Here is a 23,143-nt window from a genome sequence, read left to right on the forward strand (position 1 = left end):
GCAGCAGGCGACTCTCTTCGGAGAGCCGCCTGTTGTATTTTTGTTGAATAGCTTTTAAGGTCGGGGGGAATACCTTAGAAGGGGTAGCCGATAGCCAGGTGGAAGGCGAGGCTGTTTTTGAATGAGGTCATGTTGTAGTACCCTTTGCGGCCGGTCTCGTAGGGGGCGTGGATGCCGATACCCAGATCGCCGCGTATCACCAGCATCCCGATGTCGTAGCGCAGCCCCACGCCGGTACCCAGGGCGATGTCTTTGAGGAAGGTGCGACCGTCTAGCTCGCCACCCGGGCGGTTGGGGTCGCGCTTCAGCAGCCAGATGTTGCCGGCATCGACAAAGGCGGCGCCGTGCAGGTCGCCCCAGATGGGGAATCGGTATTCGAGGTTGGCCTCGAGCTTGAAGGTACCCGTCTGGTCGAAGTATCCGTCTACATCGTCCTGCGGCGGCAGGTAGCTGCCGGGGCCCAGCGAGCGGATGGTGAAGGCGCGTATGCTGTTGGCTCCACCGATGTAGAACTGTTCGCTGTACGGAACCTCCTGCGAGTTGCCGTAGGCATGTTCGGCCCCGATGAACAGGCGGCCTACCAGCCAGTGGTCGGGGCGGAAACGGTGGTAGTAGACCATCTCGGCGCTCCCCTTGACAAACTGGGAGAAGCTGCTGCCGAAGATGCGTTTCTCGCCGTGTTGTCCCAGCAGCGAGGTAATGCCGCTCAGGATGTTGCCGGCCGACATGCCCATCAGTTGCCATACGAAGCGATTGTCGACTTCGCGGCCGTAGGAGGTGTCGTAGGTATAGGTGTAGCTCGACGAGGGGATGAACTGGTCGCGGAAGCTGAGGGCGATGGCGGGGTTCTCCTCCATGGTCTTGTCGAACGACTCGGTGGTATTGAGCAGTTTGGTATAGACCAGTTTGAAGGGGGTGACCGAATGGCCGGCCCGCAGCGAGGTGCGGTACTCGTAACTCATCGACCCGTTGAACGACACCATGCGGAAGTAGTGCGGCCGGTTCATCAGGTTGGCACCCAACTGGAACCGCGTGTAGGCGGGGTACCGGCGGGTGCGGGGCATCTGCGGCAGGAAACCGGGCACGATGCGGGGGAAGGAGAGCGACGAGTTCAAGCCGAATTCATAGGAGTTGAAGAGCGATGCCTTGCCGTGTTGCGAGCCGCCGCCCGTCTGCCACTCGTAGCTGCCGTTGAGTTTCACCGAGAGCTTCTCGCCGCCCCCGAAAAGGTTGTTGTGGGTGATACCGAAAATCAGTCCTGGGCCTATGTAACTGTTCGACTTGGACGAGACGTTGGCCTCGATGGTGGCCTCGAGCGGCACGTCGAAAGCCGCCTGTATCGTAACGTCGAGCGAGTCTCGTTGCGCAAGCGAGTCGAGCGGGGTCACCTCGACGGCTACCGAGCGGAATATGCCCAGCCGTCCCAGATTCGACTGGGTGGTGTTCTGCGTGGCTACCGAATAGATGGTGCCCGGTCTGAAGGTGATGTTGCGGGGCAATATCCACTGCTTCAGGTGGACAGGCTTGCGGTAGACTACCGTCAGGTGGGGATACCGGATGGTGTCGGGCGTGCCGCCGCCGTCGGCCCGTTGCAGGTTCACGTGGATGTGCCCCACGTAGTAGGGTTTGAGCGCCTGGGTAGGGATACCCTTCTTGAGGGTCATGCGCAGCGCCACTTTGCCGGGCGAGAGGGTTGTATCGGCCAGATACTCGATATACTCGGGCCGGAAGTAGAAATAGCCGTTGTTGCGCAGGGCGCTGGTGATGCGGTCGCGTTCAGCCGAGAGCGAGTCGAGGCAGTAGCGGTCGCCGGGTTGCAGCAGCGTGGCACTGTTGATGCTGTCGATAAACCGGGTGAGGGGGGTGGTAGGCGCCGGCAGCTCGATGGTGTCGAGGGTGTAGGCCGGCGGCACCTCGACCTTGTACGAGATGCGGGCCTTGCGGGGGTTGCGCTTGTTGTAGATGAGTTCGTAGTCGGCCTCGGCCCCGAAGTAGCCGTTGTTTGCCAGAATGTCCTTGATTACGCTCATGCGCAGCTCGGGCTGCACGCTCGAGACGAGTACCGGCTCCTTGGCCAGTTTTTCGTAAATCCAGTGTTTCAACCCTTTGTCGCTTTTGGGTTCCAGATAGTTCCATACCCAAAGGCCCAGAGGGAAGGGGGTGCGCACGTAGGGCGAGAAGAGGGGATTGTTGGGAGCCACCGAGAGGGAGGTCTTGATTTCGGACTTCACGTTGTCGGCAATCTTCACCCCCGAGTCGGGGATAATCTCCATCTTCTTCACGCCGGTATAGAGCACCTCGTCGTCGGTGAGGCGACGGGTGGTGGAACACCCGATGAGTATCGCCGTGGCCAGCAGGGCGACAAAGAGGTAGGCAAGGGTCTGTTTCATGGTGCGGCCTCCTTTCGGCTTTTGCGGGAACGGAAGAGCTCCCAGAGGTTGACCAGCCGTTTCTTCACGACGAAGCCCACGCCGGTCTGAGTGATTTCGCCCTCGAGAATACTCTCGTAACCCGTGTGGCGGAATACCTTGATATACATGTTGTCGCGCTGGTTGAGGTAATATTCCAGCGAAATATCGTCGATAAAGTTCTCCTTGAAATTGACGTCGGCATTGTCGTCGGGGCTGAGGCTACCCCCGATGACCACCTTCACCCGGTTGTTGAAGAGGCTCTTGGCCGCCCGGTAGGAGTAGTCGGTGCGGGTGTTGATGCCCGAGGCGTCGGTGTAGGAGTCGATGCCGAACGAGAGGTCGATGCCCTTCAGCCCCTGGGCCCACTGGTTGAGCTCCTTCTCGAGGAACGAGTTGAGCGGGTTGCCCAGCAGGTCGCTCCGCGTGGTCGAGGTGCCCGGCCCGGTGTAGGTATTGTAGATGAGCAGACTCATGGCTTGCGAGGCCCGCTGCTCGGCCGTGAGCGAGGTGAGCTGGTTTTGCAGGGTGAGGTCTTCGGGGGCCGAGAGGTCGAACGAGACCGAGAGGTTTTCGAGCGAGTTCTTGATGAGGATGCTGATGTCGAAGTTGACCTGCCGCGAGTTCTTGTCGTCTTCGGTAATGGTGGTGCGCACCGTCTCGACGGCGGTAATAGACATTTGCGGGTCGGCAATGTCGCCGTTCCACGAGACGAAGCTGCCGTCCTGTATCTTGAACAGCTTCTCCGAGATGATGGGCGGGTTGTAGCGCACGAATCCGCCCGAGAGGTTGTAGCGGCCCGAGAACCGGCTGTCGCCCAGGGTATTCATCGTGTAGGTGAGGTTGCCGCCACCCTGAAGATCGATGCGGTTTTTGCCGTCGACCGAGAGGTTTACCCCCATCTTCACGGTGGGCGATATGTTGATGTTGACCAGGATGTCCATGCCCATCATGTTGCTTTTGGGCAAAGTATCGGCCTCGATTACTTCGGTGCTGTCGTTGAACGAGACGAAAGTGACGATGTTGTTCTCCTGCTGTTGCAGGGCAAAGGGCGAGTCCTGCATCACGTAGGTCACCTCGGTACCGGTGAGCAACCCCACGTTGCCGGTTATCTTCAGGCCGTCGAGGGGGCCGTTTACCCGCATGTCCATATCGGCGATGACCGAGCCGTAGAGGGTGGCCTTGGTGCTGCGGCCCGACTTCACGGGCTGGAAGGCCGAGGCGAAGATGTGCAGGTCGGTGTTGATCTTCTCCAGATTCCGGAAGTCGACGTTCCCGTCGATGTGCAGCGGGTTCTTGTTGGCACCGGCAATTTCGTAGTTGTCGAACAGCAGCACGTTCCGGTCGATGCGTATGGGGTTGGGCGAGAAGTTGAGGCTGGCCCCCATCGATTTGGAGCTGGCCGAGGCCTGCTCTATCTGCAAATAGCCGTCGAGCTGGGGAGCCGAAGTGGTGCCGCCCACGGTCATCTGCCCGTTGAGGTATCCCTGCAACTGGGCCATGTCGGCCGGCAGAAAGGGGTTGGCCGTGGCCAGGGGGAGGCTGTCGACCGACAGTTGCAGCGTCACGGGCGATTCAGCCTTGTCGTCGAGCTCTCCCGACAGAGTCAGTACCTGCACGCTGTCAATTTGCAGGGCGGCCTGAGCCTCCTGCCGACCGAGCGAATCGAGCAGGTAGTCGACCTTCAGGTCGAAGTCGCCCACCCGTCGCTTGCCGTAGTAGAATTGCGATACCTCCAGGTTGCCGGCTACCTGGGTGCCGCTCTGCGGGAAATCGACCAGAAGGTTGGCCGAGACGCTGCCTGCAATCTGCGGCGAGAAGGGTGACAGTGCCAGCCAGGGGGCAATCTCCATGCCGTTGATGTCGACCTTCAGAGGCTCCTGCCGGGCCAGGTCGTGGTCGGCGGGCGAGCCGTGCAGGGTGGTGACAATGAGGTGACGGTCGCCGTGGGTGAGGGCAATGTTGGCATCGAAGTGGTGCCGGTCGTAGTGGTAAGCCAGGAAGTTGTCGGGGTTCAGGGTCCAGGTTTCGAAGCCGATGATGGGGTTTTTGGGGAAGAGCGAGACCTTCACGAGCGAGTCGAGGAAGTCGACTTGGCTACCGATGCGGAATCCCTCCTGTCCCTGCCGGTTTTTCTGCACGCAGAAGAATTTGGTTGTATTGCCCGACAGGAACCCGTTGAGGTTGACCGAGGCCAGTTGGTCCAGATTGCCAGGTTTGTTGCCCACCTGGAGCGAATAGTAGAGTCGCTCTTCGCGTTCGTGCCGTTCGAACAGCGAGAGCTGTATGGTGTCGATGACGATGCCGCTCGCCGAGAAGCGGTCGATCTGACTCCTGGCATTGAGCAGGGAGTCGTTGGCCGCCGTGAGGCTGAATTGCGAGAACCCCATGCCTGCCCCCTGGAGATATTGTTGCACCAGGTTGTTGCGTTTGGCACTGGCCGTGAGTTCGAAAGGGGGCAACGCCTGGTGCAGTGCCTCCATGTCGAGCCGTTTCTTCTCCTGCACCGAAGCGACGATGGGCATCGCGTCGCTAAGTTTGGCCAGGAATGGCGTGAGCCCCGTAGCCGAGGTGAAGTTCACCGCCAGGTCGCCGCTTTGCAGCGAGGCCTGTATGCGGGTCGAGTCGGTTTGAGCCGCGAGCGACAGCTTGTCGGTCTGCAGTCGCCCGGTGGGCAGCAGGAGCGACAGCTTGCTGAGGTCCAGGGTCGCCTGGTATTGCTCCTTCTCTGGTTCTACCTGCCCCGACAGCGCTATCGAGGTCGACATCTGGCAGGTCTCGGTGGTGAGTCGCAGCGCTTCGAGGTCGGTATGGATGTCGCCCGAGAGGGCTACGAGGTACTGTTGTGGAGAGATCGAGCCCGACAGGCTGAGGCCGACGAGCAGGTTGGGGTCGGTGCAGGCGATGTGGCCCGTGGCCCTCCCGCGGTTCACGCGGGCGTCGACGGTCAGTCCCGAGTAGAGATACCCCGCATATTGGGCGGTGTCTACCTCGAGGTGGGCCGTGAGTCGGGCCAGCGAGTCGAGCGGATTGTATCGCTCCCCTTCGATTCGAGCCGAAGCCGAGAGTACACCCAGCGAATCGTGCGGCAGAAAGGCCGAGAGGGGGAAGCGGTCGATGTGCAGACGCCCCCGGTATTGCTGGCTGCGGGTATCGAGTCGGGCTCGCAGTGCGATGCTGCCGTCGCCCGTTGAGAGTCGGGCCCGCGATTGGATGGTCGGGCCGGCCAGGGTGGCCCTGCCCGAGAATCGGGTAGGGGGAAGATGGAGGCGATGGCGCAGCGAGTCGGGTATGAATTGGGCGATGAGCGGCGACTCCCTGAGGGCGATGCCCCATTGCAGTTCGCCGGCCAGACGCTCGGTATCGGGCAGGTGTTGCACGCGCCCGGTGGTGCGGGCATTGAATGTGCCGGGCAGCGACAGGTCGCCCCGGGTGAGGCGCAGGTCGCCCAGCGTGCCGCCCACGGTTATGTCGGTGTGCAGCGTGTTCGAGAGGAGCACTCCCCGGGTATAGGAGTCGTATTGGGGAAAGAGTCGGATGAGGTCGCCCACGGCAATGCGGGCTTGCAGCTCGGCCTCGACGGGAGCCTGGGGCGACTGGGTGAAGATGTCGCTCCCCGCCTGCAGTTGGGCCGAAATTTCGGAAAGGGCGGTTTGCAGGAGGAAGTCGTGCAGGGCGATGCCGGTCGAGTCCATCGCAAAGACGCCTTGCGTGTGGGTGACGGCCAGCCCCGAGCGTTCGACAAAGGCAAGCTGTTTGATAGGTACCCGTATGGCACTGCCCTGGTTGTAGAGCGAGTCGATGGCAATCTCGATGCCGTTGAGCGACAGGTAACCCGGGTCGAGCCCCTTTTGTGGAATCTTCGTCGGCAGGGCATAGAGGGCGCTGTTTTGGTGCAGCCGCAGTTGTGCTATCCGCACGGTCCACGGTGGCGAGACCACCGTATCGGCAGCCTCTTCGGAGGGAGTGGTAGTTTCGCCGGTCTCGCCGCTGCCCGGGTAGTAGCGGTAGTCGCCCCGGTCGATGGTCGCCTCGGCCACATCGACCTGCTGACGATAGAGGTCGATGTATCCCTTCCGCAGGGTCGCTGTCTCAATCGAGGCGTCGAGCTGCTGGATGGTGGGCTGCATCTGCATGGCGTAGTGTATCTGCGACAAGCCTATCTCGCCGACCGAGATGCGCCAGTCGAGCGGGGCGCTGGCGGTATCGGTGGTGTCGGTCGACTCGCCCGCGATGTCGAGGGCAATGTCGCCACCCTGGAGCTGGAGCGAGGGCAGCTCGATGAGCGAACCTTTCAGGTCGACGCGGGCCTCTTGGGTAGCAAACCGTTCGACGCGAGCTGAGAAGGTGAGGGTCGAGTCGGCATTTGCAAAGCGGAAACGGGTGGCGTGCAGGGCGATTTCGGTGACATCGACCTCGCCCTTCAGCAGCCGGGCCGGGGCGATGCCTACCTGTACGTTGCCACTTTGCAGCAGGGTGTCGCCCGGAGCGGTGAGCAGCAGGATGTCGTCGATTTGCAGCTTGAAGGGGAAGCGCAGCGACAGGTCGCCGATGGTCAGTTGCATGCCGGTCGACTGGTTCACGTAGCGGCATATTTCGGTTTTCCCCCATCGTTGCACGGCCGGTATGTAGATACACAGCGGCAGGGCAAGCAGCAGCACGAAAAGCGAGGCAAGGGTGATGGCAATATATTTCAGTGCTCTTTTCATGAGGGAGGAATCTTTTTCAAGTCTCTGTATTTACACCCTATTTAACGGTTTTCCAGTGACTGGATTATAAACATTGGCTTCGAGGAATTTGTTTTGAGAATATACCGAAAACCTAAAAACCGAGGTAAATATATGAAAAATTATTTGTATCTTATCGTTTTGTTCACAACGATTGCATTAGGCATAGGGCCGAGCCGAGGCGAAAACAAAACGACCAATCGGAAAATCTCGCTGTCGGAGCTTCCACAATCGGCGCGTCAGTTGTTGCAAACCTATTTTCCAGGGGCTCGGGTATTGCAGTGTGTACACTCGCGCACGTGGGACGAATACGGGGTGAAGGTCTCGGGTGGTTACGACCTGGAGTTCGACCGCAAGGGACGTTGGGAGGAGATCGATTCGCACGACAACCCGTTGGCTCCCGAGCTGGTGAAATTGCTTCCCGCACCCGTGGGCGAATATCTCGAGCAGCATTACCCCGGTGCGAAAGTCGAGAGTATGGAGCAGCGCAAGAATCTCTATAAGCTCACACTTGTCCATCCCGAGACCCATCTCTATTTTTCGAAAGCGGGCGAGTTTGTCAAGGCCCGGAACGATTGACGATTATCGGCCCGAGTAGGTCATGCCTATCCCGATGAGCTTGTCGTAGCGTTCGCCCGGTGCGCGGTGGTATACCTTCACCAGATACTCGTTGACCGTCTGGTAATAGTTGCCCTCGACAGGAGCTGCCGTGGCCGAGCTTGCGCCGTCGGGCAGGAACAGATACTGGTAGTTGTAGGAACCCTGTTTCAGAAGCAGGGTTTTCTCGTATTGGCCCGTTTCCGGGTTATAGACCATCTCGTTGTAGGGGGTGTAGAGATGGTTGGTCATCTCGCCGTCGATATAGATTTTGCCGCCTGGTATGGGGTCGGAGTCGAGGGTGAAGTGCACCACGAAGTAGTCTGCCTCGGTGTCGCTGTCGTTGGCACCGCTCTGGCGGATGACGAAGCGTCCGTTTTGAGTCTTGTCGTAGAGGTAGCTCGTCTCGGCCCGGGGCTCCGTGGTAGTCAGAACCACGTGGTAGTAGGGGTCGAAGTGGTAAATTTTCGAGACACCCAGCCCGGCGTAGCGGGTGGCTACCATTTCGAACCGGCGGAACTCGTTGCCCGCCTCGAAGATGAGGTTGCGGTCATGGTCGAATATGACCTGGTTGCCCTGTACGCGCAACGGCCGGGTTACAATCACCTCCTGGTCGCGCCGTCCGTTGGGGGTGACGCTCACCTTCAGTTCGTTGTAGGGGTTTTGTATGCGGTAGTTGTTGGCATTGAGACTGACGCTCACCTGCTGGTGCTCGCTGTTGTAGTCGATGTCGGTACGCGAGGTGACGCTGGGGGCTACCAGAATATCGTTTTCGTAGACCGAGAAGCAGACCTGCAGCAATATCTGTTCGGGTTCGTTCTCGGGGTAGACCAGCAACACGTAGTTGCCCGATGCCTTGAACTGCACATCCTCGTTGGGGAGGGTGAGGCTGTAATGCACATAGTGGGCAAAGGTGGCGATGGAGTAGTCGAAGGTTTCGATGGGGTTGGTGTTGAAGCCGTCGAGGTATTCGAGCTCCGACAGGGCCGAGGGTCGCCAGTCGGCATTGCAGTGTATGAGACTGTATTGCAGGTACGAGGCCTCCTCGGTCATCTCGTCGAACGAGATGGTGATGTGCTCGTTGCTGTTCAACTCGATAATCGGGGGGAAGAGGTCGCGCCCCTCGACGTCGGTGCGGATGGTCTTGAAGCGGTCGCTGAAGGCGCGGGTTTCGTAGACCTCGTTCGAGAAGTTCTGGGCCAGAACGGTCAGCGGACTCCACAGGGCAATCGCGGCGAGCAGGGCGTACAGTCTGTATTTCGGTTTCATAAAGTGTCGGTTTGAAAGTTCTTAGTGGCAAATGTACGAAATTTTATGCCGGTTTCCTAATAACTGTTATACAAATGGAGCAATTATCGTGTAATATGAAAATATTGGCTATATTTGCGCGCAACTTGACATGAGAATTGAATAAGAAAGACGATATATGAATTGTAAACATTTGACTATTGCCTGCGCATTGTCCGTGGTTTCGGTGTGCGCTTGGGCCGGAGAGAACAAGAAAGATTCCGTAGGGTATCAGTTTACCGTTACGAAAGAGTTGAAAACCAATTCGGTGAAAGACCAGAGCCGCTCGGGCACGTGCTGGAGCTTCTCGACGCTGTCGTTTATCGAGGATGACCTCTTGCGCCAGGGCAAGCCGGCGGTCGACCTCTCCGAGATGTTTATCGTTCGCAACGACTATATCGAGAAGGCCATCAAGTATGTACGCATGCACGGCAGCATCTCGTTCTCGGCCGGAGGTAGCGCCTACGACGTGCTCTACATTATCGATAAATACGGTGTGGTTCCCGAGGAGGTCTATACCGGCCTGAACTACGGTACCGACAAACACCAGCACGGTGAGCTCGATGCCATTCTCAAAGGCTATGTCGATGCCGTTATCGCCAACCCCAACAAGAAGCTGTCGTCGGCCTGGCTCGACGGATTCAAGGCGGTGCTCGATACCTACCTGGGCAAGGTGCCCGAGAAGTTTACCTACAACGGGGTAGAGTACACGCCCAAGTCGTTTGCCGAGTCGCTGGGTATCAAGTCGAGCGACTACATTCCGTTGACTTCGTTTACACACCACGACTTCTACAAACCTTTTGCCATCGAGGTGCCCGACAACTGGTTGTGGTCGCAGTACTACAACATACCCCTCAACGAGCTGATGGAGACCATCGACTACTCGATTGACAAGGGGTATACGGTGATGTGGGCGTCGGACGTGAGCGAAAAGGGATTCCAATACCTCAAGGGCTTTGCCGTAGTTCCCGTCGAGAAGAAAAACGACAACCTCTCGGGTACCGAGCTGGCCCGCTGGGTGAAACTGTCGAAGGCCGAGAAAGAGGGCGAACTCTACAAATTCGAGGAGCCCGAGGAGGAGATGGTCATCGACCAGAAGGTGCGCCAGGAGGCTTTTGACAACTACGAGACAACCGACGACCACGGCATGGTGTTCGTGGGTACGGCTGTCGACCAGAACGGTACGAAGTACTACAAGGTGAAAAACTCGTGGGGGACCGAGCAGGTGTATGGCGGATTCTTCTATGCGTCGGAGGCCTTTGTCAAATACAAGACGATGGATATTCTGGTGCACAAGGATGCCGTCCCAGCCAAGATTCTGAAGAAATTGCATTTGCAGTAAAGATATGAAACGGCGCTTAGGTGCCGTTTTTCTGTTGGTGTTGTGCCTGCCGTTATTGACTATCCCCCTTTGTAACGACAAAGTGGTGGACCATTATATCGATAAGATATGGTTGCACCGGACCAATACGATAGAGAAGCTGCACGAGTTTGAAGGAGAGTATAAGAATTTCGAGTGCGATGTGCTGTTTGTACCCGAGCTGTCCGATTTCAGAACCGGGCACGACACCCCATCGTCCGAATCGCTCGGCCTCTATCTCGATTTTCTGGGCAAGAATCCCGGTCGGGAGTTGTGGATAGACCTGAAGAATCTGAACGAAGCCAACAGCCGGCAGGCCGAGTCGCTTCTGACTGCCATGCTGGGCCGCTCGGGTGCCAGCAAGGAGCAGCTCATTGTCGAGTCGCGCGACTGGAAGGCCCTGCGCCATTTCACACAAGAGGGGTATTATACCTCGTGTTACCTCGATATACCACATCTCGACGAGATGAGCGACCGCGAGCGAGGCGAACGGCTCGACTCGATTCAGCAGATAGCCCGAAGCGGAGCCGTCGAGGCTCTGTCGTTCCCCGCATCGTATTATGGATTTTTGAGAGATCTCGATTTCTCGGTCGACCTGCTCACGTGGGAGCATCGCCGTTGGGCCTGGCAACTGCCCTTCTTCTCACGCTCGAGAGCCATCCTCAAGGATGGCCGGGTGAAGGTGGTGCTGGTCAAGGAGAAGGGGCACTATCACCAGTGAAGCCGCTTGTAGAGGGCGAGCAGTACCTGGCGGTAAATCCAGGCAACAGCCAGGCACAGAGCCAGGTAGAGCAGCCCCGACCATTCGGCAGGTAGCGGCTTGGCATAGATGAGTATCTGTTGCCGTACGAAGGCGTGGGTGATGAACAGCGCGGCCGAAAGTCCGCCCAATCCCAGAGAGATTTTGTAGAGAATGCCTCTCTTGAAAAGCGGCAGAACTGCCGTGAAGGGGAAGAGCACCAGGGTCGAGCTGAATACCCACAGGTAGGGGTTGAAGAGACTCAGTACAAAGAGCACGCACCCCAGAGCCACCCAACCCCACGGGAGCCGCAGCGGATGCCGGGCTGCGAGCATGCCGATGCAGAATACCGGCAGCCACCCCACAAAGTTGTAACGGAGGGTAAAGGCGAGGTCGTTGCAGCCCAACCCTTGAAGCACAAGCAGCAGTGCCCAGGCGACGGCCGAGGCAATCCACACCGCCCGGTCACCGGCCCGGCGCAGAAACAGCACATAGATAACATAGAGTTGAAAGGCCATGCCGAAGTACCACCACGGACCGGCAATGACGAAGCGGTCGACCAGGAAGTTGGCGGTAAAGGTAAGCATCGCCAGCAGGTCGGTCCATATCTTTTGATTCTCCAGATACTGATAGGTAATGTGGGTGTGGCCCGAGTAGCGGTCGAGCAGGAGCAACAGGGCCATGGGGACTATCCACTTCCACAGTTGCGTGGCCCGGTGCAGCAGAATGCGCCACCCCGCATCGGGGCTCTGTCCGTATCGCTTGGCCAGTCCGTAACCGCTCACGAAGACAAAAACCGATACTCCGTAATGCCCTAGAAAAGAGAAAAGCGACAGCACGATGGTGCGCAGGTTGCCCCTGCCCAGGGTGTCGACAAACCGTCCCATGTTATCGGGGATATATTCAAACTCGCACTCGGGCGGGAACTCGGGGAAGGTGTGGAAAAAGTTGTGTAGGACAATGAGTAAAATGCCTATACCCTTGAGTACCTGAGAGTCGGAGCGGTCGTATTGCAGCGTGGGCATGGCGGCATCATGCTTTATCCAGCTCTTCGTTGAGCTTTTCGCCGATGAGGCGGGCTGCCGAGGCTACGTAGTTGGCACAGGGTCGGCGCTTGTAGTAGGCTTCGGTGCGAGGTTCGGGTGTAGGTTCGTCGCTCTTGTGGTCGAGCCCGAGCAATTCGCGGCAGATGATGGAGCCGTTGAGTGCTTTGGAGCGCGCCGCCAGATCCTGCACGGCCGTGTAGACCACTTTCCGTTTGGCCAGATCGCCCGGCTTGTCGTTTTTGTAGTAGAGTCCGGCAATCATGAACATGCCGCTCACGGCACCGCACACCTCGCGTAACCGGCCCATGCCGCCGCCCAGCGGGGCGCTTATCGAGGCAGCCAGTTGCTGGTCTACGTCAAACAGGTCGTTATAAGCCAGTACGACCGATTGGGCACAATTGTAGCCCTCGCAAAAAAGTTGGCGAGCCTTCTCGGCTCTCTGTTCTACATCTATCTTTTCCATGCTTGTTTTTATGATTTACCATTGAATAGGCTCGATGCCGTGGGCCACCAGATATTGGTTGGCCTGGCTGAAGTGATGGTTCCCGAAGAACCCCCGGTGAGCCGACAGGGGCGAGGGGTGGGGCGATTGCAGCACCAGGTGCCGGCTGCGGTCTATGAATTCGCCCTTGCGTTGGGCATAGGCTCCCCACAAGATGAAGACCAAGTGTTCGCGCTCCTCGGCCAGTTTGTGGATAACGGCATCGGTAAAGGTCTCCCACCCTTTGCCCTGGTGCGAAGCGGCCCGATGCGCCTCGACCGTGAGCGTGGCGTTGAGCAGCAATACCCCCTGGCGTGCCCAGCGGGTGAGGTTGCCGCTTTGAGGTATGGGAATACCCAGGTCGCTCTCGATCTCCTTGAAAATATTCTGGAGCGAAGGGGGGAAGGGCACGTGGTCGTTGACCGAGAAGCAGAGTCCGTGAGCCTGATTGGGTTCGTGGTAGGGGTCTTGTCCCAGAATCACCACCTTCACCCGGTCGAAGGGGCAGGCATCGAACGCCGCGAATATCTGGCTGCCGGGCGGGTAGACCGTTTTGGTGGCATACTCGTGACGAACGAAAGAGGTCAGTTGTTCGAAATAAGGCTTGTCAAATTCGGGTTGCAGCCGTTGTTGCCAGCTGGGTTCGATGCGAACATTCATAATCTTTGTATAAGATTTTAACCGTAACTGTTTGCAAAGCTACAAATATTTCTTACTTTTGCCACGCAATTAGGGGGAGATTCTCACCGACGAGGCGTACTTTTCCCTCGAATCGTTTAGCGGCACCCGTAGTTCAATGGATAGAATAAAGGATTCCGGTTCCTTCGATTGGGGTTCGACTCCCCACGGGTGTACAAGATGTTCCATCGGGCTCTTCCGGTGGAACATTTTTTAATATCTCTCCCTCAAGTTTGTATTGCGAGCTTCCCGATAAAATCCATACCTTTGCGGCATGGAAAGAAAGCATGTAGATTGGAGCCGTACCGACGCTCTTATTTTCGATATGGACGGCACGCTGTGGGATGCGGTCGACACCTATGCCCGCATCTGGAACGAGGTCTTTGTCCGGGCGGGCCGCGAGGTCCACGTCACCCGCGAGACACTCATCGGCAATATCGGGAAACCGATTCCTCGCATTATGGAAAATCTTTTCCCCGATATTACTCCCGGCGAGGCGGCCCGCTTCTCGGCCGAGCTGGCGCAGGAGGAACCCGCCTTGCTGTCGCGCTACGGAGGCACGCCCTATCCCGGGGTGGTCGAGGGGCTGGAACGGCTGTCGCACAAGTACAAGCTGTTTCTGGTGAGCAACTGCGACTCGCACACCCTGCCCGTGTTTATGGCTTGCATAGGCATTACGCCCTACATTACCGAGGGGCTCGCCTTTGGCAACACGCACAAGCCGAAGGGCGACAACATGCTGCTGCTCAAAGAGAAATACGGATTGCAACAACCGCTCTACATGGGCGACATCGACGCCGACGGGCAGGAGACCCACCGCGTGGGTCTGCCCTTTGTCTATGCGCGTTACGGCTTTGGACAGACCGACGACTACGAACTGGCCTTCGACTCGTTTACCGATTTTACCGAATTCTTTTTAAATTGTAAATAAGCTATGTTCTCGAGTGAATTTCATGCCGAGATTTTGCGGCGTTGTCAAAAAATACAGGCGGGCTTGCAGGCCGTGGGGGCCGATGCCGCCTTGATTCACACCAATGCAAACCTCTATTACACGTCGGGTCGGGTGTTCAACGGTTACACCTATATCCCGGCCAAGGGTGAGCCGCACTATTTCGTACGTCGTCCCGTGGGGTTGAAAGGCGACAGCGTGCACTATATCCACAAGCCCGAGCAGATACCTGCCCTGTTGACCGAACTGGGTATGCCGCAACCCCGGCGTATCGCGCTGGAGTGGGATGCCTCACATGGCGATTATGTACGTCTGGCTGCCGTATTCCCCGAGGCCGAGGTGGCGAACGCGTCGGCTGTGATGCGTGGGGCGCGGGCCGTGAAGACCGAGTATGAACTGGCCCGGTTGCGCGAGTCGGCCGTGAAGCATGCCGAGGTGTACCACCGCATCGAGTCGATTTATCGCGACGGCATGACCGACATCGAACTCCAGATCGAAATCGAGCGTCTGTTGCGTCTGCACGGCAACCTGGGGCTCTTCCGCATCAACGGGCAGAGCATGGAGATATTCATGGGCAATGTGCTTTGCGGCGACAATGCCGACACTCCTACACCTTACGATTTTGCCATGGGCGGAGCCGGCATGAGCTGCTCGATACCGGTGGGTGCCAACGGTACCCTCATGCGTCCGGGCATGGCGGTGATGGTCGACATGTGCGGCAACTTCACCGGTTACATGACCGATATGACCCGGGTCTATTCGATAGGCGAACTGCCTCAGAAAGCACTCGATGCACACCGCTGCTCTATCGAGATACACCGCCAGCTGAGCCAGATGGGCAAGCCCGGCGTGGCTGCGTCCGACCTCTACCACAAGGCGGTCGAGATAGCGCACGAGGCGGGGCTGGACGACTACTTCATGGGTCACACCCAGAAGGCGGGTTTCGTCGGTCACGGCGTGGGCATCGAGGTGAACGAGGCCCCGGTGCTGGCTCCCCGCTCGAAAGAGGTGCTGGCCGAGAACCAGGTGATTGCCATCGAGCCCAAGTTCGTGATTCCGCACGTGGGGGCCGTAGGCATCGAAGATACCTATGTGGTTACTCCCGACGGTTTGCAGGCCATCACACAGGCCCCGGTCGACATCTTCCCGCTCTTCTGATTCCTTCCCCCCCCCCCCTCTCTGGGGGTGAGCGAAACGATATTTTCCCTTTTGGGGATTCCTGTCCCGGCAGAGTTGTCTGCCGGGACAGCTTTTTCAGGAGCGGGTCGGTGTGTATAAGTTGTTCAAAAAACATCGGCCGGCGGCTTCGTTCTCTGCGAATATCTTTGTACCTTTAAGCCCACGAATCTAAATCTAGTCTCATATATGCAACCCTTTGTTCATCTGCACGTTCACTCCCAGTACTCTATTCTCGACGGACAGGCTTCCATACCGGCGCTGGTCGACAAGGCCATGAAAGACGGCATGAAGGGCTTGGCCCTGACCGACCACGGCAACATGTTCGGGATAAAAGAGTTTTTCAATCTGGTGAAGAAGAAAAACGGTGCGGTGAAGGATGACATCAAAAAGATACAAAAACGCATCGATGCCATCGAGAAGGGCGACGAAACGGTCGACGACAAGGAGGCCGAGCTGGCCTCGTTGCGCCAGCAGGTAGCCGACCTCGAAGCCAAGATATTCAAGCCCATCCTGGGTTGCGAGGTGTATGTGGCCCGCCGTCGGCTCACCGACAAGGAGGCCACTCCGCGCGAGGTGCGCAGTGCCGTGGTCAACGAGGTGAACGGCATCTCCATCCGCAAGGGTGCCATCGATGATGGCGGTTATCACTTGATTGTGCTGGCCAAGAACCTGAAGGGGTATCACAACCTCATCAAGCTGGTGTCGAAAGGGTGGACCGAGGGTTTCTACTCGCGTCCCCGTACCGACAAGTACGAACTCGAGAAATATCACGAAGGGCTCATCGTCTGCTCGGCCTGTTTGGGTGGCGAGATTCCCCGCAAAATACTGACGGGCGACCTGGCGGGAGCCGAGGAGGCCATCCTGTGGTTCAAGCGGATTTTCGGCGACGACTACTACCTGGAGTTGCAACGCCACAAGGCCACCGTGCCGCGGGCCAACCACGAGACCTTCGTCTTGCAAAACGAGGTGAATGCCCACCTTATCGAGATGTCGCGCAAGCACGGCATCAAGCTGGTATGTACCAACGACGTCCATTTTGTCGAAGAGGAGAATGCCGAGGCGCACGACCGCCTCATCTGCCTGAGCACGGGCAAGGATCTCGACGACCCCACCCGCATGCTCTATTCCAAACAGGAGTGGCTGAAGACCCAGCAGGAGATGAACGACCTCTTTGCCGATGTGCCCGAGGCGCTCGCCAATACGCTCGAGATTCTCGACAAGGTCGAGTTCTACTCGATAGACCACGCCCCGCTTATGCCTACCTTCCCCATTCCCGAGAGCTTCGGTACCGAGAAGGAGTATCGCCGCAAGTTTACCGACGAGGATATTTTCAACGAGTTTACCCGCGACGAGAACGGCAATGTGGTGATGGACGAGGAGTCGGCCCGCAAGAAAATCGAGAAGCTGGGCGGTTATGAGAAACTCTACCGTATCAAGCTCGAGGCCGACTATCTGAAGGAGCTCACCTTCAAGGGGGCACACGAGCGCTATGGCGAGGAGCTCTCGCCCGAGGTGCTGGAGCGCATCACCTTCGAGCTGCACATCATGAAAACGATGGGTTTCCCGGGTTACTTCCTCATTGTGCAGGACTTTATCAACGCCGCCCGCACCGAGCTCGACGTGTCGGTAGGCCCCGGCCGTGGTTCGGCCGCCGGTTCGGTGGTGGCCTACTGCCTGAAGATTACCCAGATAGACCCCATGAAGTACGACCTGCTGTTCGAGCGGTTCCTCAACCCCGACCGTATTTCGTTGCCCGATATCGATGTCGACTTCGATGACGATGGTCGCGGACGGGTGCTGCAGTGGGTGACCGAGAAGTATGGGGCCGAGAAGGTGGCCCACATCATCACCTACGGTACCATGGCCACCAAGTTGGCTATCAAGGATGTGGCGCGGGTGCAGAAGCTGCCGCTCTCCGAGTCGGACCGCCTGACCCGCCTCATTCCCGACCGCCTGCCCGAGAAGAACGGCAAGGCTCAAAAAATCAATCTGAAAAACTGTATCGAAAATGTTCAGGAGTTGAAAGATGCTTGCAACTCGAGCGACCAGCTCCTGGCCGATACGATGAAATATGCCCAGATGCTCGAAGGCAACGTGCGCAATACCGGCGTGCATGCCTGCGGTGTCATTATCGGCCGTGATGCCATTACCGACTGGGTGCCTGTGAGCACGGCCGACGACAAGGAGACCGGCGAGAAGATGCTCGTGACCCAGTACGAAGGGAGCGTGATCGAGGATACCGGCCTCATCAAGATGGACTTTCTGGGGCTGAAAACCCTCTCGATTATCAAGGAGGCGGTCGAGAACATCCGGCAGACCCGACATATCGACCTCGACATCGATTCGATTCCCATCGACGACCCCAAGACCTACGAGCTGTACAGCGCCGGCCGCACGACCGGTACCTTCCAGTTCGAGTCGGCCGGTATGCAGAAGTACCTGCGCGAGCTGCATCCCACCACCTTCGAAGACCTCATCGCCATGAATGCCCTCTACCGGCCGGGACCTATGGAGTATATCCCCCAGTTCATCGCCCGTAAGCAGGGCAAGGAGCCTATCGTCTACGACATCCCCATCATGGAGAAGTATCTGAAGGATACCTACGGCATCACCGTCTATCAGGAGCAGGTGATGTTGCTTTCGCGTCTGTTGGCCAACTTCACCCGCGGTCAGTCCGACGGTCTGCGTAAGGCCATGGGTAAGAAGTTGAAAGACAAGCTCGACGCCTTGAAGCCCCTCTTCATTTCGGGCGGCGAGAAGAACGGTCACAAGAAGGAGGTGCTCGAGAAGATTTGGGCCGACTGGGAGAAGTTTGCCTCCTACGCCTTCAACAAGAGCCACGCCACCTGTTACTCGTGGGTGGCTTTCCAGACCGCCTACCTCAAGGCCAATTACCCCTCGGAGTACATGGCGGCCGTGCTCAGCCGAAACCTCAACAACATCACCGAAATCACCAAATTCATGGACGAGTGCAAGGCCATGAAGATTCAGGTGCTGGGCCCCGATGTCAACGAGAGCCAGTACAAGTTCTCGGTCAACAAGAAGGGAAACATCCGCTTCGGTCTGGGGGCCATCAAAGGGGTGGGCGACTCGGCCGTGCAGGCCATCGTGCGGGAGCGCGAGGCCAACGGTCCGTACAAGGGCATTTTCGATTTCGTCGAGCGGGTCAACCTCTCGGCCTGTGGCAAGAAGACCATCGAGTCGCTGGCCATTTCGGGGGCCTTCGATTCGTTCAAGGAGATTCACCGCGAGGACTTTTCGGCCATGACCAGCAAGGGCGAGCCCTTCCTCGATACGCTGGTACGCTACGGAGTGAAGGTACAGAGCGACAAGCTGTCGCAGGTGGCTTCGCTTTTCGGCAGCGACTCCTCTATCGTGACGACTCCGCCCGAGATACCGCGGGGTGTACCTCTCTCCGACATCGAGCGGCTCGACAAGGAGCGCGAGCTCGTGGGCATGTATCTCTCGGCTCACCCTCTCGATGCCTATAAACTGGAACTGCTCTACGGTTGCAACACCCGTATGACCGACTTGAAGAACCGCGAGGCGCTGCTCGACAAGGAGCTCACTTTCGGCGGCGTGGTGGTCGACTACCGCACCGGCATCGGCAAGCGCGGCGGGCAGTATGGATTCATCAAGATCGAAGACTATTCGGGGGCCGACGACATCCCTCTCTTCGGGCAGGATTTCATCGACTACGGCAAGTTCGGTGCCAACAACGGCACCTTCGTGTGGGTGCGGGCCCGCTGTGTCCCCTCGAAGTATACCCCCGGACGCATCGACCTGAAGATACTCGAAATGAAACTGCTCTCGGAGCTGAAGGGCACGATGCTCAACTCCATCACCATCGAGATGCCGGCCCGCCTCGTGAAGAACGGTTTCATCCAGACCCTCTCCGACTTTATGCCGCCGGCTCATCAGCACAAGGCCGAACTCAACTTCAAGATTTACGATTCGGAGCTGGGCAAGTCGGTGCGGTTGCGCTCGCGGCGTCGTCCCATGATTACCGAGGAGCTCATCGATTTCCTCAACGAGAACGAAGAGGTGACCTTCAAAATAAATGAATAATCGTTTGCGACTCAACCACAGAATACCTAATTTTGTTCCGTAATACGTGATAACGATAAATTATAAACAGATAGAACTATGGCATTGAAAATCAATGATGAAAATGCAAAGGAACTGATTGCTTCGGGCAAACCCGTGGTAATCGATTTCTGGGCAGAATGGTGTGGCCCTTGCCGGGCTATCGCCCCCTCGGTCGACGAACTCGCCGAAGAGTATGAAGGTAAAGTGATTATCGGTAAATATAACGTCGACGACGATTCCGATATCAGCGCCGAGTATAGCATCCGCAATATCCCCACGTTGCTCTTCTTCAAGGAGGGTAAACTGGTAGATAAGCACGTAGGTTCTGCCTCGAAGGCCGACCTCGAAGCTAAGGTGAAGGCTCTGCTCTAAGCGTGGCAGAAAAAGCTAACACGGGCCGACTCGAAATCAATCGAGCCGGCCCGTGGTGTATTTGTGCGCGTCACTCCATACCCCGATGCGCATTGTGTTACCCCGCACTCGATGCGGGGTCCAGCTTTGGAGGTGGTAGTGGGTAGAGTAGGGACGCGCGGCTCGTGCGTCCTGAGTTATACCATGCCCGGGTATTTCTGGATTCCGCGTCGTGGCGCGGAATGACGAGAGTGTCACCCCGCACTCGATGCGGGGTCCAGCTTTTGGAGGTGGCAGTGGGAGGAGTAGGGACGCACGGCTCGTGCGTCCTGAGTTATATCTTGCCGGTATTTCTGGATTCCGCGTCGTAGCGCGGAATGACACAGACGCCGGTATTTCTGTATACCGTGTGATGCCTCGCTTACAGTTTCAGATACTCCTTGAGCGCTTCGACATATTGCTCGAAAGCCTCGCGGCCCCGCTCGGTAATCTGGCAGGTCGTGCGGGTCTTTTTCCCCACAAACTCTTTCTTTACCCGAATGTATTCGGCCGCTGCCAGTTTGTCTATCTGCACGCTCAGGTTGCCCGCCGTGGCGCCCGTCTGCTCTTTCAGGTAGACGAAGTCGGCTTCGTCTACCGAGAGAAGTATCGACACGATGGCCAGCCGCAGTTGCGAGTGTAGCAGGGGATTCAGTTCGCGCAGCATCACTTACGACATTTAGCGTTCAGGTTATGCCCGGGGATAACCATCATAATCAGAAACGAAATACCAAAGTAGAGGTGCCAGGTGGCAGGTACGTGCAGCAGGGCGGGCAGGGTCATCAGCATGTAGATGGCAAAGACCAGTCCGAAGAGCGGCAGGTAGGCCAGCACCGAGTCTTTAATCACCAGCCCCGTAATCGAGGTTCCTATGCCGCAGTAGATAAGAGCCAACGGCATCATCAGCCCGAAGTTGACACTCCCCAGGGCATAACCCAGAATCATCATCGTCAGCACGGTGATGACGAAGAGGGTGCCTATCACCTTCCACGTCTCGTCGATCATGCGGTCGGTATAGGTAATCACCGTGGGGCGGTGCTTGCGGTCATGTACCGTTGTATAGATAAAGGGGGCAAACATGAGGAACCAGGCGGCGGCCCATACCGAGCTGCCGGTTGTGCTGACCAGCGCAAAGACCACGACAGCAAGCACTACGGCCAGGTAACCGTAGAGCAGGAACCGGTTACCGCTTCCGGTCCCGATATTCTTCCGGCTCTGCCTAATCATTTGGGTGATGAGCTCCAGGCTCTCCTTTTCGTTCAGTTTTTTCTCTTCCATACGTTCAAATTTTAAGGTTTACAAATTGGTTTATTTTATAAACTATATAGCTATATGGTCTCTCCTTGGAAAGTATTGATGCTGCAAATATAAATCGGTTTATAATATAAACCAAATATTTCGGAATATTTTTTTAGTGAGTGGGTGTATTTTTTTTGAGGGAGAGGGGCGCTCTGCATTCGATGGGGGCTTTGTGTCACCCCACACGTGATGCGCACTGTGTCACCCCGCACTCGATGCGGGGTCCAGCTTCTGGAGGTGGCAGTTGGTGGAGTAGTGCCGCACGGCTCGTGCGTCTTGAGTTATACCGTGCCCGAGTATTTCTGGATTCCGCGTCGTGGCGCGGAATGACGAGATAGGCCGGTATATCTTTGGATATCGTACTGCGAAATGTCCGGGACATTTTCTGTGTAGAGTAGCGATACCCCCGCCTTTATCGGGCCGGGAGGAGGCCAGCCGGTTGAGGAATAAGGGCGAGGACTGTTTGAGCGCAGCGAGTTCCGCAGCCCCCGAGGGCGGTGCCAGCCTCCGAGCGAGATAGCCCGATAACAGCGGCGGCGCTTCTTGGTTCGTTCTTCTCGCTGCAGAGAAGAATGAACATGTCGTGTCACCCGCACTCGATGCGGGGTCCAGAGAGAGCAGGCGGGAGATTTATTCACGTAGTCTCTTGTCGGTTTCCCTGGATTCCGCGTCGTGGCGCGGAATGACCGAGTGTCGCCGTGCAAAATGCCACGGGGAGCACAAGTGGCGAGAGGAGTATAGGCAGAAAGGTGATGCCGATTTTGTTTTTTTAAGAAAAAGCACTACTTTTGCTTCGCACATCTGCAAGGTGTGCAGACATATTACGACATAAAAAGCGCATTGGCTTTTCTTTCTTACTGATGAAACTTGGCGGTTTAATTGGATAAAGAAAAAGCAAAGTTGATGCTCGCGCTGTTCATACGGCGTGGGCGTTTGCATTATCTCTTTATCCGGGTACGCCAAGACCTCATCAGTGGATATGCAAATTGTCCACGTTTTTTTGTCTAGAGTAGCACTAAGTTTAATCCTTAATATTTACTGTTATGAAGACAAAATTTTTTATGATGATGGCGTTGGCTACTTTTTTGGTAGCTGGAGTGGCTTGTACTGAAAAAGATGAGGAACCCGTTTCTTTGGTAAACTCCGATCCGGATGGTTCTTGATTTGTTTCTGTTCGTAAAGAAAATAAAGGGAAGACGATTGTTCGCCTTCCAGAGGTAGGTGATTTTTATATTGACGAAGGGGTTAATTTTGTTCCTAACAATTCTAATCTTGAATTCTGTTCAGTGGGGACTGTCAGTAGTTTGAATAATGTTTCTAAAGTTCCAAACAAAGGGTGGGCTTCTATGATTGCGGTACAAGAGGGACAAGGTTATTTTGTCCGAAACCAAAATAATAGCTATGCCCGTTTGTATGTAGAGAAATATATCTTATCGGCAAACAATGCTATATTGGGTGCTTATGTAAAATACCAGTCTCCATATATTTCTTCTGCCGGGACATCGAGCTATTTCCCGGATGAGCGGTTTAGATCATATCTTATTAAGAATTTTGATATGGATTTTAATGGGATACTAAGCCAGTCGGAAATAAATTCCATACAAGAGATTTATTGTCCATCAATGGGTATAACCTCTTTACAAGGTATAGAATTATTTACTAATATGACCCGATTGTATTGTGATGATAACCAGTTAACCTCATTGGATATTAGTAAAAACAAATCTTTGGAAATCCTTTCCTGTACAGGAAATCCAGGTAGCGGTTCTATATTTCCTATAACCGCATGGTTCGATAATTCCAATGTGCCAGCACAATTTTCGAAAGGTAATTATACATATAATGGTAGGACGGTGAATATCGTCTACAATAAGAAGAATTAGAAGAATTGTAAACACACAACAGGCGAGAGAC

Annotated in this window: 16 protein-coding genes and 1 tRNA gene; 9 read left to right on the plus strand and 8 right to left on the minus strand. The window is 56.5% G+C overall.

Going from position 1 to position 23,143, the window contains the following annotated elements; genetic code table 11:
- Positions 1–74: 74 nt before the first annotated feature.
- Together Q1K76_RS06785 and Q1K76_RS06790 are read right to left on the minus strand one after the other, a co-directional pair.
- Positions 75–2,390 carry a BamA/TamA family outer membrane protein gene (locus tag Q1K76_RS06785; RefSeq protein WP_300132047.1) on the minus strand — a complete coding sequence of 772 codons (2,316 nt, stop codon included), beginning with the start codon at positions 2,388–2,390 and terminating at the stop codon, positions 75–77.
- Complete coding sequence (locus Q1K76_RS06790) at positions 2,387–7,117, minus strand: translocation/assembly module TamB domain-containing protein (RefSeq protein ID WP_300132049.1); 4,731 nt, start codon at positions 7,115–7,117, stop codon at positions 2,387–2,389. The genes Q1K76_RS06785 and Q1K76_RS06790 overlap by 4 nt, the downstream gene beginning before the upstream one ends.
- A gap of 132 nt (positions 7,118–7,249) precedes the next feature.
- Here Q1K76_RS06790 and Q1K76_RS06795 point away from each other — a divergent pair, with 132 nt between their 5' ends.
- Entirely contained in the window at positions 7,250–7,714 is a 465-nt protein-coding gene (locus Q1K76_RS06795; protein WP_258326780.1) for a PepSY-like domain-containing protein, read from the plus strand.
- A gap of 3 nt (positions 7,715–7,717) precedes the next feature.
- Here Q1K76_RS06795 and Q1K76_RS06800 read toward each other — a convergent pair whose 3' ends face one another.
- Positions 7,718–9,001, minus strand: a complete 1,284-nt coding sequence (locus Q1K76_RS06800) for a DUF5103 domain-containing protein (protein WP_087409092.1) — start codon at positions 8,999–9,001, stop codon at positions 7,718–7,720.
- 157 nt (positions 9,002–9,158) lie between these two features.
- On the opposite strand from Q1K76_RS06800, the gene Q1K76_RS06805 reads away from it, so the two are divergent.
- Together Q1K76_RS06805 and Q1K76_RS06810 are read left to right on the plus strand one after the other, a co-directional pair.
- Positions 9,159–10,361 carry a C1 family peptidase gene (locus tag Q1K76_RS06805; protein ID WP_087409091.1) on the plus strand — a complete coding sequence of 401 codons (1,203 nt, stop codon included), beginning with the start codon at positions 9,159–9,161 and terminating at the stop codon, positions 10,359–10,361.
- 4 nt (positions 10,362–10,365) lie between these two features.
- A complete protein-coding gene (locus Q1K76_RS06810; protein WP_298662856.1) occupies positions 10,366–11,100 on the plus strand; it encodes a hypothetical protein in 735 nt (244 codons plus the stop codon).
- On the opposite strand, the gene Q1K76_RS06815 is transcribed toward Q1K76_RS06810, so the two are convergent.
- From Q1K76_RS06815 to ung, 3 genes are read right to left on the minus strand one after another with little or no spacing between them, the layout of a single operon-like run.
- Positions 11,091–12,143, minus strand: coding sequence for an acyltransferase family protein (locus Q1K76_RS06815; protein WP_300132055.1), 1,053 nt, complete (start codon positions 12,141–12,143; stop codon positions 11,091–11,093). The two genes, Q1K76_RS06810 and Q1K76_RS06815, sit on opposite strands and share 10 nt — an antisense overlap.
- Positions 12,144–12,150: 7 nt before the next feature.
- On the minus strand, positions 12,151–12,627 hold the full coding sequence (locus Q1K76_RS06820) for a C-GCAxxG-C-C family protein (RefSeq protein ID WP_087409088.1): 477 nt from the start codon (positions 12,625–12,627) through the stop codon (positions 12,151–12,153).
- A 15-nt stretch (positions 12,628–12,642) separates the two neighbouring features.
- Complete coding sequence (ung, locus tag Q1K76_RS06825) at positions 12,643–13,305, minus strand: uracil-DNA glycosylase (protein WP_300132058.1); 663 nt, start codon at positions 13,303–13,305, stop codon at positions 12,643–12,645.
- A 122-nt stretch (positions 13,306–13,427) separates the two neighbouring features.
- Between ung and Q1K76_RS06830 the strand changes: the two genes are divergently transcribed.
- The 5 genes from Q1K76_RS06830 to trxA all read left to right on the plus strand — a co-directional run bounded on the left by Q1K76_RS06830 (position 13,428) and on the right by trxA (position 19,912).
- A tRNA-Arg gene (locus tag Q1K76_RS06830) sits at positions 13,428–13,499 on the plus strand.
- Positions 13,500–13,597: 98 nt separating this feature from the next.
- A complete protein-coding gene (locus tag Q1K76_RS06835; protein ID WP_258326775.1) occupies positions 13,598–14,254 on the plus strand; it encodes an HAD family hydrolase in 657 nt (218 codons plus the stop codon).
- 3 nt (positions 14,255–14,257) lie between these two features.
- Positions 14,258–15,430 (plus strand): Xaa-Pro peptidase family protein, encoded by a 1,173-nt coding sequence (locus tag Q1K76_RS06840; protein WP_300132062.1) that lies wholly within the window; start codon positions 14,258–14,260, stop codon positions 15,428–15,430.
- 207 nt (positions 15,431–15,637) lie between these two features.
- Complete coding sequence (gene dnaE, locus Q1K76_RS06845) at positions 15,638–19,519, plus strand: DNA polymerase III subunit alpha (RefSeq protein WP_087409084.1); 3,882 nt, start codon at positions 15,638–15,640, stop codon at positions 19,517–19,519.
- A 78-nt stretch (positions 19,520–19,597) separates the two neighbouring features.
- Positions 19,598–19,912 (plus strand): thioredoxin, encoded by a 315-nt coding sequence (trxA, locus tag Q1K76_RS06850; RefSeq protein WP_087409083.1) that lies wholly within the window; start codon positions 19,598–19,600, stop codon positions 19,910–19,912.
- A 400-nt stretch (positions 19,913–20,312) separates the two neighbouring features.
- Here trxA and Q1K76_RS06855 read toward each other — a convergent pair whose 3' ends face one another.
- Positions 20,313–20,597 (minus strand): transcriptional regulator, encoded by a 285-nt coding sequence (locus Q1K76_RS06855; RefSeq protein WP_300132066.1) that lies wholly within the window; start codon positions 20,595–20,597, stop codon positions 20,313–20,315.
- Entirely contained in the window at positions 20,597–21,208 is a 612-nt protein-coding gene (locus Q1K76_RS06860) for a hypothetical protein (RefSeq protein ID WP_300132069.1), read from the minus strand. The genes Q1K76_RS06855 and Q1K76_RS06860 overlap by 1 nt, the downstream gene beginning before the upstream one ends.
- 1,367 nt (positions 21,209–22,575) lie before the next feature.
- On the opposite strand from Q1K76_RS06860, the gene Q1K76_RS06865 reads away from it, so the two are divergent.
- Positions 22,576–23,112, plus strand: coding sequence for a hypothetical protein (locus Q1K76_RS06865; RefSeq protein ID WP_300132071.1), 537 nt, complete (start codon positions 22,576–22,578; stop codon positions 23,110–23,112).
- Positions 23,113–23,143 lie beyond the last annotated feature (31 nt).

Origin of the sequence: uncultured Barnesiella sp. (assembly GCF_946496565.1) — a bacterium.
Classification (GTDB): Bacteria; Bacteroidota; Bacteroidia; order Bacteroidales; family Barnesiellaceae; genus Barnesiella; species Barnesiella merdigallinarum.